The 13,193-nt window shown below is 63.4% G+C and carries 8 protein-coding genes; 7 read left to right on the top strand and 1 reads right to left on the bottom strand.

Annotation, left to right across the window (positions count from 1 at the left end; translation table 11 throughout):
• Nucleotides 1-90: 90 nt before the first annotated feature.
• Nucleotides 91-1,122 carry an alpha/beta hydrolase gene (locus RTQ83_RS19100; protein ID WP_312517959.1) on the top strand — a complete coding sequence of 344 codons (1,032 nt, stop codon included), beginning with the start codon at nt 91-93 and terminating at the stop codon, nt 1,120-1,122.
• A gap of 109 nt (nt 1,123-1,231) precedes the next feature.
• The gene (locus tag RTQ83_RS19095; protein WP_312517957.1) at nt 1,232-1,741 is read left to right on the top strand and encodes a hypothetical protein; all 510 of its coding nucleotides are present in this window, start codon (nt 1,232-1,234) and stop codon (nt 1,739-1,741) included.
• A 20-nt stretch (nt 1,742-1,761) separates the two neighbouring features.
• Here RTQ83_RS19095 and RTQ83_RS19090 read toward each other — a convergent pair whose 3' ends face one another.
• A complete protein-coding gene (locus tag RTQ83_RS19090) occupies nt 1,762-4,425 on the bottom strand; it encodes an EAL domain-containing protein (protein ID WP_312517955.1) in 2,664 nt (887 codons plus the stop codon).
• Nucleotides 4,426-4,677: 252 nt separating this feature from the next.
• Between RTQ83_RS19090 and RTQ83_RS19085 the strand changes: the two genes are divergently transcribed.
• From RTQ83_RS19085 to RTQ83_RS19065, 5 genes are read left to right on the top strand one after another with little or no spacing between them, the layout of a single operon-like run.
• Nucleotides 4,678-5,766 (top strand): M35 family metallo-endopeptidase, encoded by a 1,089-nt coding sequence (locus RTQ83_RS19085; protein ID WP_312517952.1) that lies wholly within the window; start codon nt 4,678-4,680, stop codon nt 5,764-5,766.
• 28 nt (nt 5,767-5,794) lie between these two features.
• Nucleotides 5,795-8,635: a type VI secretion system Vgr family protein gene (locus RTQ83_RS19080; RefSeq protein ID WP_312517950.1), complete on the top strand. Its 2,841-nt coding sequence runs from the start codon at nt 5,795-5,797 to the stop codon at nt 8,633-8,635.
• 15 nt (nt 8,636-8,650) lie between these two features.
• Nucleotides 8,651-10,930 carry a DUF3274 domain-containing protein gene (locus RTQ83_RS19075; RefSeq protein ID WP_312517947.1) on the top strand — a complete coding sequence of 760 codons (2,280 nt, stop codon included), beginning with the start codon at nt 8,651-8,653 and terminating at the stop codon, nt 10,928-10,930.
• Between the two features lie 53 nt (nt 10,931-10,983).
• The gene (locus RTQ83_RS19070; protein ID WP_312517944.1) at nt 10,984-12,792 is read left to right on the top strand and encodes a DUF2875 family protein; all 1,809 of its coding nucleotides are present in this window, start codon (nt 10,984-10,986) and stop codon (nt 12,790-12,792) included.
• 26 nt (nt 12,793-12,818) lie between these two features.
• Nucleotides 12,819-13,085: a PAAR domain-containing protein gene (locus RTQ83_RS19065; protein WP_312517941.1), complete on the top strand. Its 267-nt coding sequence runs from the start codon at nt 12,819-12,821 to the stop codon at nt 13,083-13,085.
• The last annotated feature ends 108 nt before the right edge of the window (nt 13,086-13,193 follow it).

The raw sequence follows: 13,193 nt of genomic DNA, 5'->3' as shown, positions 1-13,193 counted from the left end.
CGTTGTCCCCAAGCGACTGCCCCCAGCAATTGCTTGCCGTTCAGATATTTGTTTCATATCCTGAACGATTCGATTGCCAAGGAGTCCTTGATGCAACGCTTTGCCGCCCTGCTGTGTGCCGTGCTGTTCTCCCTCCCCGTCGTTGCGCAGGCCGCCTGCGAAGATCCGGCCAAGCCGATCGACGAACAGGGCTTTGTTCCCATCAACGGCATCGAGCAATGGGTCACCATCAAAGGCGAGCGCTGCGGCAATCCGGTGCTGCTGATGGTGCATGGCGGCCCCGGCAATCCTCTGACGCCGTATTCGCATAACCTGTTCGGTCCATGGGAGAAAGACTTCACGATCGTGCATTGGGACCAGCGCGGCTCGGGCATGACCTATGGCCGCAAGCCGCCGCGTGAAGACGAACCGCTCACCATGGAACAGCTGACGGCGGACGGCATTGCCGTGGCCGAATACGCTACTCACCACTTGGGCAAGCGCAAGCTGCTGTTGTTGGGCAGCTCGTGGGGTTCGATGCTGGGCATCCAGATGGCGCATGCGCGTCCCGCCCTGTTCCACGCGTATGTCGGCGTGGTACAGGTCATCGAGCACAAGGCCAACGACAAGGCGTTCTATGACGTCTTGCTGCAACGGGTGCGCGCTGCGGGTGATGCCGACGCGGTGGCGAAACTGGAAGCGATCGGCGCGCCGCCGTGGACCGATCCGCGCGCCTTCGGCATCGCGCGCCGTATCGACCGCAAGGTCGAGGCGCTGGCGAGCGATCCGGCGCCAAAAGCGTGGTGGCAACCGGCGCCGCAATACACGACACCCAAATACGAGGCCGACTATACCGCGGGCGAGGATTATTCGTATATCCAGTTCGTCGGTTACAAAGGCGATGGCATCTCGTCGCGCTATGACTTGTATCGCATGGGTACGCGCTTCGCGTTGCCGGTCTATTTCGTGATGGGCAAGGAAGACCTGCTATCGAACGAGGGCGTGGCACGCCGCTATTTCGATGTGATCGAGGCGCCGGCCAAGGACTTCATCGTGGTGCCGCGCGCCGGCCACGATCCGAACGAAGCGATGCTGGCTGCGCAATTCAAGGTGCTGCAGCGCGCCGCCGCGGCTGCCCGCTAAGGGCTTTCGTCCGCCGATTCCTACGCCGCCGCGGCGGCGGCTCCTATTGGGAAAGCGGCAAGCACGCCACACATGCATCCATCGAACACAGGCAACGAAGGAGATCATAATGAGCAAGCAGGATTCGAAGGACATTCGCGACGATCAGCGTGACGATAACCGCCAGGGCGCCGACCAGGACCGCGGCAACCGGCAGGACACTGATTCGGGCCTGCGCGCCAGCGGCCCGGATTCGCTGTCCGGTTTCGTGGCCGACGACGACGCCGGCGACTCGAGCATCGGCTCGGCCAACCGCGACGGTTCGCGCCAGTCCGGCATCCAGAGCAACTTCGCCAAGGCTTCGCCGGAAAGCAATGTCGGCCCGGCCGGCGCCGCGCAGACCAGCCACGGCAATGCCGGCGGCCCGATCACCGGCGGCGTGCTCGGCAAGTCCGAGGCCGGCGGCAACAGCCAGTCGGCGATCGGCGGCGCGGCCAATGGCGGCGCACCGGGCACCACCAATGACGGCGGCAAGGACGGCTACGTCGGCCGCGCCAGCGACGATCGTGTCAGCAAGCGCCTGGCCGACGGCGCCGAAAGCTCGGGCACGCCGGGCGACAGCCCGCACCGCACTTCCTGATCTGCCCTCGTGGCTGGCTCTCAGGCGGCCTTGGCCGCCTGCAGCAAGGCCTCGATCCCCTGCGGCGCGACCGGGCGGCTGAAGCAATAGCCCTGCATCTGGTCGCAGCCGCGCGCCGACAGGAAGTCCAGCTGTTCCTGGGTTTCCACCCCTTCCGCGATCACGTTCAGGCGCATCGAATGCGCCAGCGCGATCACGGCGTTGACGATGGCGGCATCGTCGGCGTCGCGCGTCAGGTCGCTCACGAACGAGCGGTCGATCTTGAGACTGTGGATCGGGAAGCGCTTCAGGCTCGCCAGGCTCGAATAGCCGGTGCCGAAGTCGTCGATCGCCAGCTGCACGCCCATCGCCGCCAGCCGCTCCATGGTGGCGGCGGCCGCCACCGGATTCTGCATCAGCACGCTTTCGGTGATTTCCAGCGTCAGCCATGCCGGGTCGCAGCCGCTCCGTTCGATCAGCATGCCCACTTGCCGCGCCACGTCCTGGCCCAGGAACTGGCGCGCCGACAGGTTCACGCTGATGCGCACCGGCGGCAAGCCCATGCGGCGCCACGCCACCTGCTGCGCCATCGCGGTGGCCAGCACCCATTCGCCAACCGGCACGATCAGGCCGGTCTCTTCCAGCAGCGGAATGAAGTCCGACGGTGGCACCAGCGCCTTGCCTTGCGGCTGCCAGCGCAGCAGCGCTTCGACGCCGCTCACCGCGCCGCTGGCGATATCGACCACCGGCTGGTAGTGCAGCAGGAATTCCTGACGCTGCAGCGCGCGCTGCAGGGCGCCTTCCAGGCGCAGGTGCTCGGCCGCATGCAGGCCGAGCGCGGCCGCATAGAAACTGAAGTGGTTGCCGCCCTGCCCCTTTGACTGGTACATGGCGCTGTCGGCATTCTTGAGCAGCGTCGCGGCGTCCAGCCCGTCGCGCGGATACATGGCAATGCCGATCGAACCGGTCGGGAACACTTCCTGGCCGCACAGCAGCAGCGGCTGGAACAGGTTGTCCAGCAGCTTGCGCGCCACGGTCGCCGCATCGCCTTCGCCCGACAGTTCCGGCAGCACCACCACGAATTCGTCGCCGCCCTGGCGCGCCACGGTGTCGCTTTCGCGCAAGGACGCGGCCAGGCGGCGCGCGATCTCGACGATCATGCGGTCGCCGGCGTCATGGCCAAGGCTGTCATTGACGTGCTTGAAGCGATCCAGGTCGATGAACATCACCGCCACCTGGTTGCGGGTGCGCCCGGCGTGCACGATCGCCTGCGCCAGCCGGTCCTGCAGCAGCAGGCGGTTCGGCAGGCCGGTCAGGGTGTCGTGGCTGGCCAGGCGCGTCAACGCTTCCTCGGCCAGCTTGCGGCGCGAGATGTCCTCGACCACCGAGATGAAACGCTGGTTGCCGTTGGCGTCGCGCATCATCGAGACGCTGACGTTGACCCACACCGGGCTGCCGTCACGCCGCACCAGGCGCCGCTCGCGCTGGTAGTCGCCGATCTCGCCCGCCTTCAGGCGCCGGATCAGGGCCAGCTCGTCGGGCAGGTCGGCTTCCAGCGTCAGTTGCTGGAAGAAGCGCTGCAGCAGCTCGACTTCGGTATAGCCCAGGATCTGCGCCATCTTGCGGTTGACCCGCAGCAGGCGCCCGTCGGCGCCCAGCAGCACGATGCCGACCGCGGCCTGGCTGAAGGTGAGGCGGAAGAATTCCTCGCTCTCCTGCAGGCGCAGGCGCGCCTTGCGCCGGAACGTCACGTCCTGGCCGATGAGGAGCAGCATGTCGCCGTCGTCCTGCTGCATGCGGCGGATATTGAATTCGACGTGGCGCACGCCGTCGGCGCGTCCGTCCAGCGTCACCAGCACATCGTGCTGCGCCGCGCCGCTGCTGAGCGCCTCGTCGATGCGCGCCGCCAGTTCCGCATCCGGCAGGATGGCGGCCAGCGGCAGGCCGGCGCCGCCCGCTTCCTCGGGCGTGCCGAGCAGGTCGGCCATGCTGCGGTTCATCGAGCGCACCCGGCGCGCCGCGTCGATCACCGCCAGGCCGGCCGGCATGGCCTCGATCACCTGCTCCAGGTAGGCGCGGCTTTGCAGCACGCTGCGCTGGTCGGCGTGGGCGTAGGTGTCCAGCGCCAGTCCCATGTCGAAGCAGACGATCTTGAGCACCGCGTCGCAGCTGGCGCCGAGCCGTTCCGGGTCGTGCCGCAGCTTGTGGCGCAGCATGGCGAACAGCTCGGACAGGTATTTGCGGTAGGCGCCGATATACCACTTCGGATCGAGCCCGATGCGCTGGTGGGTGGCGCCGACGCGCAGGCGTTCGCGCACATAGGCTTCGCCATACTCGCCGCCGGTCAGGCTGCTGAAATAGCCGGACTGGGCGCGGCGCAGGCGCGCCGTGGTGTCGCTGTCGCCCAGCAGTTCGCGCATGCGCGGGAAGTCCAGCAGGTGGGCGTAGAACGTGTCCGAGAAGGTGTCGCGCTCGGCTTCGAGCAACTCGTGCACGTCGCGCAGCACGGCGACGTCGCGTTCGTCGAATTCCAGGAAACGGCGGCGCGCGGCCAGTTCCGCGCCATCCAGGCCGATCGCGTGGGCGATGGCATCGATCATTTCCGGCGTCTCGCGCATGTTGGGGCCGGCCCGGTCGGCATGCGCGGGCCGCGAGTTGGTATGCGCCGGAGTCTGGCGCGCTGCGTCGTTGGTCTGGAATGTCATGGAAACTGCCTCTGGCTGTTGATCTAGCCAAGAATTAATAGCTTCTGGGATATGTTCGTTGCATGATAGCAAACAGACAGCACCAACATTGGGTGTTTATAGACATTTGATCCATACCTGTTGTTTATTTGCTGTACTTGCCGCATGGTTACTTTCCTGGAGCAAACAGTGTGAACACAGCGTTTGGGGCGGCGCAAACCATTCCGCTCCGGTGGGCAGAAAGTGGCTGATGGACATATCTCAGGAGAAGCCATGAACCTCTGCCCTACCCTTCTGTTCCCACGTGCGGCGCTGTGCGCCACCGCCCTGGTGGCCGCCGCCTGCGCCCTCTCCACGCCGGCCTTGGCTACCGTGACCGTCACGCTGGCGCCGCTGCAAACCACGATCAAGCGCGGCGAAGACGTGCTGGTGCGGGTCACCCTGACCAACACCGCGGCCGCAGTCCAGTACGTGCTGCGCTGGCGCACGCCGCTGGACGGCATCGACGACGCCCTGTTCGACGTGCGGCGCGACGGCCAGCCGGTGACCTATCTGGGACGCCACATCAAGCGCGCCGCGCCCGGCCCGGCCGACTTCCTGCGGCTCGAGCCGGGCGCTTCGCTGACGCAGACGGTCGAGCTGTCGAGGCTGTACGAAATGACGGTCACTGGCGCCTATACGGTGCGCTACCGGGCGCCGGCCGTGCCGGCCACCGCCGCCACCGCCAAGAACCCGGCCACGCCGCAGCCGCTGGCCGGCGAACTGACCTCGAACGCGGTCAACCTGTGGATCGACGGCCGCCTGCCGCGCGGCAGCAAGGGCGCCGTGCTGGCGCCGGAAACCACCGGCACCGGCCTCTCCTACAGCAACTGCTCGAACGCCCAGCAAGAGCAGCTGGTCACGGCCATGGACGCCGGCCGGGCCATGGCGGCCGACAGCCACGCCTACCTGGGCGCGGGCACGGATTACGGCGCGCGCTACACGACCTGGTTCGGCGCGCCGGACGCCACCCGCGGCGCCAGGGTCAGCGCCAACTTCACGGCGATCAAGGACGCGTTCGAGACCAGGCCGGTCAAGATCGACTGCGATTGCGACGAACCGTATTTTGCCTACGTGTATCCGGCGCGGCCGTACACGGTCTGGGTGTGCAAGGCATTCTGGGCCGCGGCGCTCACCGGCACCGATTCGCGCGGCGGCACGCTGGTGCACGAGCTGAGCCACTTCGACGTGGTGGCCGGCACCGACGACCACGTGTACGGCCAGGCGGCCGCGGCCGAGCTGGCGCGCACGGCGCCCGAGCGCGCGGTCAACAACGCCGATTCGCATGAGTATTTTGGCGAGAACACGCCGCCGCAGCAGTGATGACGATAACGTTCGAGGAACCACAACCATGACCAATCACACGGCCGCGCTGGCGGCCGCCCTGGCTTCCTGCCGGCTCGACACACGCAACCGCCCGCTGCGCCTGGTCCTGGAGCGCCCTGGCGCACAGGACGAATGCGCGCTGCTGCCGCAACAGGTGAGCGGCAGCGAGTCGGTATGCGGCGGCTTCACCTTCCACATTCTCTGCATTTCCGAAAGCGCGACGCTGCCGCTCAAGGATTTCATCGGTGTACCGATCGAACTGCAGGTCGTCACCGACCGCGGCAACCTGCGCCGCTGGTGCGGTATCGTGACGGGGGCCGCCTCGGGCCAGAGCGATGGCGGCCTGGCCACCTATAAGCTCACGATGCGCGATGCGCTTGCAGTCATGGAGGGAAAGACCAACACGCGCGTATTGCGCGACCAGAACGAGCTGGAGATCGTCGAGCTCCTGGTCAAGGAGTGGCAACGGAACATCCCCGCCCTCGGCGCAAGCTTCGCACTCCACATCGACAGCGGCCTGCTCGATCGCCCGCCGCCGCAACGCGGCTTCACGATGCAGCACGACGAGTCGGACGCCGCCTTCGTCCGCCGCCTGCTGCAGCGGCGCGGCATCGCCTGGTTCTTCCGCCCCGGCCTGGAGGACGCACAGCGCCCGGCGGATGGCCGTGCCCCGCCGCGGATCGGCCACTCACTGGTGCTGTTCGACGATACGCGTAGCCTGGCACGCAACGCCGCCGCCAGCATATGGTTCCACCGCGACGCCGCCACCGAACAGCGCGACACGATCACGGCCTGGAGCGCCGAGCGCACGCTGGTGCCCGGCAACACGGCGCTGCATAGCTGGGATTACCTGCAGCCGGCCGGCGCCGCGTTCATGATGAGCAGCGCGCCGACGCATGCCGACCAGGGCCGCTACGGCAGCGAACTGGCCGCCGGTCTCGAAGACTACCGCACGGCGCCGCCCCGCATCGGTGACGGCCCATACGACCTGCAGGCACTCGACAACACCCGGATGGCGCGCCACGAATATGCGGCGAAGTGCTTCCATGGCGAAGGGTCGGTACGCGACCTGGCGGTCGGCGAATGGTTCAGTTTCGAAGGACACCCGGAGATCGGTACCCACCCTGCCACCGAACGCGAGTTCGTGGTCACGGCGCAGAGAATCGTCGCCATCAACAATCTGCCGGCAGAGATCACGGCGCGGGTCGGACGGCTGTTTGCGCGCAGTGGCTGGAACGGTGTGGTGCAGGACGACATTGCCGGGAGTGGCGATTCGCCGCAGCGTTACCTGACCAGCTTCAGCTGCGTGCGGCGCAGCGTGCGCATCGTGCCTCCAGCGCCGGTACTGCCGCAACCGCAATTGCAGGCTGCGATCGTGGTCGGCCCGCAAAACGAATCCGTCTGGTGCGACCATCTGGGGCGGGTCAAGATCCGCTTTCCCGCAGCCCGGGCGCAGGATCACGCGCACGCGTCTGGCGCCGGCAGTTCGGATCGGGATGGCGACTCGGCGTGGGTACGGGTTGCCTCCGGCTGGGCCGGCAACGGGCCGGGCGCCGGCGACCAGTGCGGCGCGCGCCTGCTGCCGCCAGTGGGAGCCGAAGTGCTGGTGGCTTTCGCAGGCGGCGATCCCGACAAACCGGTAATCGTCTCGCAGATCTACAACGGCGCCGCCCCGCCGCCGCACTTCCGCCATGAGGACGGACTGCCCGGCAACTGTTACCAGTCGGGCCTGCGCAGCCGGGAAATCCGCGGCGAGCGCGGCAACCAGCTGCGGCTGGACGACACGTCCGGGCAGATCAGCGCGCAACTGGCGAGCGACCATGCCGCCACCGAACTCAATCTCGGCTATCTGACCGAGCCGCGCCAGCAAGGCAGTGCCGGAGCGCGTGGCGAGGGCGCCGAACTGCGCACCGAGGAAGCCATTGCGCTGCACGCTACACGCGGCATCCTGCTCAGTGCCTGGAAACTCCTTGGCAGCGGCAGCACCAAAGGCAGCCAGCTGGCGCGCGACGATTATCTGAATCTGCTGCGCGAGTGCGGCGAACTGTGTACCTCGCTGGGAACGTTCGCGGCCGAGCATAACGGGCTTGCAACCGACGCCGCGGAGCAGGAAGCGTTACTGAAACGCTTTGCCGGCTGGGAGGATGGCAGCAACACGATGCCGCAGGCACCCGAACCACGCGAACCGGTCATCGCCGTGACCGCGCCGGCCGGCATCGGCTTTGCCAGTTCGAAGGCCATCGTCAGCTATTCAGCCAGCAATGTGGACACCGTGGCGCAGCAGCATCTGCAACTGACGGCGGGCCAGCGCTTCGCCCTGAATGCCGGCAAGGGCGTGTCGCTGTTCGCGCACTACGGCGGCCTGCACGCGATCGCCCATCACGGCAAGTTGCTGCTGCAAAGCCAGCACGACGACACGGCGATCGATTCGGCGAAGAATATGTCCTTGAGCGCGAGCGAAGGCACGACGACCATCTCGGCCAAGGTGATCTTGCTGATTGCGCAGGATGGCTCGTTCCTGAAACTGGGTGACGGGCCGCCGGTCCTGGGCAGCAAGGAGCCGCTCAAGTTCCATGCGCCGGATTTCACCTTCGACGGGCCCCAGTCGATGACGGCGCAGCTGCCGGAGTTTTCAAGCGCCGGCGCGGACCAGCGGCTGGAGCTGCGCTATCCGCGCGGGGTGGCGGGCGAAGACGGGAGCGAGCCCCTGGGCGATATCGTCAAGGACATGAAGATGGCGCTGACACTGAGCGACGGCAGCAGCCTGGATGCGCGCAGCGGCGCCGATGGCAAGTCCGAGTTGCTGGCGCGCGATGCGATGCATATGGTGGACGTGGCGCTGCTGCGCGGCGGCGAACAATCCTGACCGAGGAGGAAGGCAATGTCCGGGAAACCGTATCCGAAACAAGAGTATGTGGTGAGCCGCGCGGCGACCTTGCTGCAGTGTGAGCGTACCAGGGACAAGGTGGTGGAGGTGCCGCGCGAGCAGCCGTGCAACGTGATCGTGGTGCATGGGGTGAACGATGTGGGCACCGGGTATTGCGAGGTGGAGGAAGGGTTGTGCGCGGGGTTGCAGGATCGGTTGCTGCGCAAGTTCAAGGCGGCGGGGTACAAGATGCCGGTTGAGAAGGACAAGAGCGTTCTTCTGGATGATCCCGATGCGGTATTTTTCAAGCGGTCGGTAGCGCCGGATTCGGACACGCCGGTGATTCCATTCTATTGGGGTTTTCGCGAAGCAACGGACAAATCGAAAACGCTGAATGGACAGAAAACCGACCGGAATGGCAATCGCCTGGACAAGGATCTGTCCAAAGGTGGCGGCCCGTTTGGCAATGCGACCAGCACCTTGCCCGATATGTGGAACCGCGGGATGTACTCGCCGCTAGATCCGGTGCGCGATTCGTTGCGCCCCCTTCGCACGGGACCTGGCCGCATGTACATGGTGCTGGCCGCGCAGCGGCTCGCTGCGCTGGTGTCGATGATCCGTTCGTATGAACCGAAGGACACGGTCAATATCGTCGCACACAGCCAGGGCTGCCTCGTGAGCCTGCTGGCGCAGGCATTGTTGATGGAGATGGGCGAGCGCACTGCCGACACCTTGATTCTCACGCATCCGCCTTATGGCCTGGATGAAGAGATGGGCAAGATGATGAAGTCAATGACTTATTTCAAAGGGGACAAGGACGAGGCGATGGAGGATTTTTATGACCTCATCGACGGCCGGCAAACTGTCCACGCAAGACTGCAAACACTGGTCAACATCGTGGCCGGTGTTGCCAAATCGCGGGGAGCCGAGCCGGCATTCGCCAGCATAGGCGAACGTGATTGTGGCGGCATGGTCCATGGCAGATGGAAGCCGGACGGCGATCGCGATAACCGTGGCAAGGTGTATCTCTATTTCTGCCCGGAAGACATGACCGTCGCGCTCGACAATATGCGGGGTATCGGTTGGCAAGGTGTACCGGATCATGTAAACGATACGCGCAGAGCGATCTCGCGGTTGAACAATAAGAATGCCGTATATGACGGGCTGCCAGGATCGATCAGGTCGGATGGAAAACGCGTGCGCGCGGCACTTGCTGAACTCGGGTCCTCATTTCGCCAGCGCGTGTTCACAGGGAAGCTTCGAACGCCGGCAGGGTCGAACAAACCATCTCAGGTGCTGGTCGGCCAGGCACCGCACGACTTCATCCTGCGTCTGGCGACCGAAGACGACCATGCGCACGTCGCAAAGGATGGCCGGGACACGCGCGCATCGTTGCCCATCGCCAGCGCTCACGCCGATCCGCTTGCCGGTCCTGCAGCGCGGCGTCATGGCCTTCGGACGATCAATGGCGAGGCGTTGAAGGTCCCGTTTGCTGCGGACATGCGGGGCAGTCAGATCGATGCTGGCCAGATTCCAGCAGCGTCACGCTGGGGAAAAATGAAGCCGGAAGATGGCGGGCCAGGCGAATCGGTCGATCCCATCGACGCCGCTATTGCGGTGACTGGCAGTGGTGGCTTGAACGCGACCTTCGAACTAATGCCGCCGAAGATCAGCAAGGTAGTATCGAGAAGACAGGGTGATACTCCGGAAGATAATCTGCCGGAGATTTTGTCTGTAAACGACCTGAACAAACTGACGAAAACGTATAACGCCGCGAAAATACCTGGCAACACCAATCCGGATGAGGCTTATCGGATCATCGCTGCGATTCGCAAACCTGACGGTACGATCCAGGCAAGTGTGCAGGAAAGTCCGAACATTGCACGCAGACGTTGGCAAAACGAAGTCAGTCCAAAGTCCTTCCATAGCGTAATTTTTGGCAGCCGCAAGAATCATCGGCATGTGACAGCGTATGACCTGTCGATCGGTAGCGGGAAGGCGTCGAGTGATTCAAAGTTTCTTGCCTATTTGTGTGCGGTGGCGGATTGGCGGCTAAAAATAGCGAAACCAGAAGACCTTCCCCGTGTTGGAATAACTACGTGGAAGCAGTTCAACCATAGATTTAGTGCTTACTATGATTGCGAGCCGGATTCACGAAAACACCTTATTTACGGAAACGCTAACTACTACAGTTCTGGCGTACTTCCTAACAATCTTCCGCTACTCACAGGCAAGCTCTGGAGTATCGTCATTACTGAGATTACATCAGGCGAACGTGTCGATGCCTATAACTAACACGTTTATTTGGAAACGCAACATGGCGAAGATATCCTCCGAAAGGATTAGATATGAACTACGCTTCCTCTGACTTCCCCGGCGATACACCTACCACTTGGAAATATGTGTTAGGAGCAATCATTACTTTTCCGTTTGTGCTTTTGCTATGGGTAATACTCGATCTTCGATACCTGCGCCCAGAACTCACAAACCTCAATGTGGAGACCATGATGGAATTTCTGCGCCGGTTCGTTGTACCGCTGCTTGCAGTGTCAGTCCTATTTTGTGGCAAATGGCTGTTTGACACTCATGCTGCTTATGAGCGCAAACACGCATGGGAACAGAAAACCAAGCAGCTCAAGGAAAAGGAATTGCTACAAGCATCGAAAAAAGCTCAACGCGAATATGTGCTCGAAGTCTTGGGACTGGGAGTAACAGTCGAAAAATACCGACAGGGAAAACTGTGGAATGTGCTACAGGAAGGAAACGCCTACGCCAGTATTCGCGAGTCCGACCCCAAGAAATATCCGTGGACCGACTTCGATAAAATTGGTCAGACTGGAAGCCGAGCCTGCGATGCTCTAGAAAACGGCGCTGATCCATCTCCCATGTTTTGGGGTGTGCCAACTATGTATGCGGGGGGGCCGAATAGTAACCCAGAGATTCAGCCCAGCGCGTCAAACCCGATGGCCGGCCTTGCCTCTAGCGCTGAAGGTACAGGAATGGCATGGCACCTATTCGTTACCGGGCCATGGCAACTCAGCGAACGTCCGGACCAGTTACTGGAACAGGCCTTTGCAATGTTTGATGCCAATCCAGACCTTCCCTATCTCGTGCTGCTATCGACCGATAACGACGTGATGCGCGAACATATGCAGCTACCCGGCGGTGCGGAACGGGTTCGGACCGGTTATTACATACCCGAATATGCGGACGCTAGTGCAGTTTTCGTTCTTGCACGACGAGAGCGGGTGGAACCTCTACGCCCGTACATCTGGGAAGATCACAACAACGACTATCTGCAGGAAAACCTGCGTTATATGTATATCAGGCTTGAACACGCTATCTCCCCGCCATATGACCCGATGACCATGACTGGTGGATACATCAGGCAACCAACAATTGCAGAGTGGTTCCCTGCTGCGGCCGCCTTCGCCAAGCAACCCGTCTTCGAGCACAAGGACGGCACCCTGCTCGACACCTTCAAGCGCTGGGCTAACCACCCACCCAAAGACTGGAAACCCACGCCCTGGTTCCCCCTGCCCTGGAACCGTAACCAGATGGAAGCCTTCGACCGCCTTCCCTCGCTCGGCTTCGTCCATCGCCCGGTCTTCGTGAAGTTCGAGGACGAACACGGCCAGCCGGTCAAGCGCCGCGACGCCCGCCAGAAAATCCTGGAGGCAGGCTGGCAGCAGGCGCTGCACACATTGCCGGAAGCCGCGCGCACCGCCGGACCATCGCGCATCATCGCCGCCTTCGACAAGAACACCGAACAGCGGATCGCACTCGAAGGCCTGTTGCACGGATACGCGGCCCAGGGCGGTCCGGTCATCGACAGCGGCAAGACCTCGCAGTTCATCGACACCGAGCGTCGCATGGGCAACACCGGCGCCGCGACCTTCTTCGTGCAGATGGCGGTCGGCGTCATGGGCAGCTATATCGAGGGCGGTCCGTCGGCGGCGATCAACCTGCGCGATCCGGCCGGCGCCAGCATTGTCTTCATCAGCCCCCCAGCCGAGGAAAAACGCAACGAGCAGGGTTTGAACGTGTTCAAGCACATGGTCCAGCCGAGCATCGATCCGGAGAACTACAAGCCGCCGACGGTCGCCTCGGTGCTGGGTACTGAGGCGCAGCAGGAACACGAAGCTGTCGCGGACTGATTCGTTATCGACACGGGAGACCTATCATGCGCAATATCATCCGGCTCGGCGACGCCACCACACACGGCGGAAAGGTGCTCAGCGCCAGCGCCAGTCATTTGAAGGTCGGCGGTATTCCTGTCGCCTGCGTTGGCGACCTGTGCAGTTGTCCGATCGCTGGACACAATGGCTGCACGATCAAGAGTGGTTCCGCCCATCACAAGGTCGATGGCCAGAAAATCGCATTCGATGGCGATAAGACGAGTTGCGGGGCGACGCTGATTGCCAGCACTACCAACTGCAAGACGCCGTGAAATCATGGGCTGATGGCGACGCGTGCTCTGGCCGCCTGGTGTAATTCGAACTGGTAGGGTTTGTAAAGGCAAAGTTCAAATGTCCGCTTCTGGCAAAGTTGAAATGTC

The organism is Massilia sp., assembly GCF_031995545.1.
In the GTDB taxonomy this organism is placed as follows: Bacteria; Pseudomonadota; Gammaproteobacteria; order Burkholderiales; family Burkholderiaceae_D; genus Telluria.
Note: the sequence above shows the minus strand (reverse complement) of the source record. Positions and strands in the feature narration are given on the sequence as shown.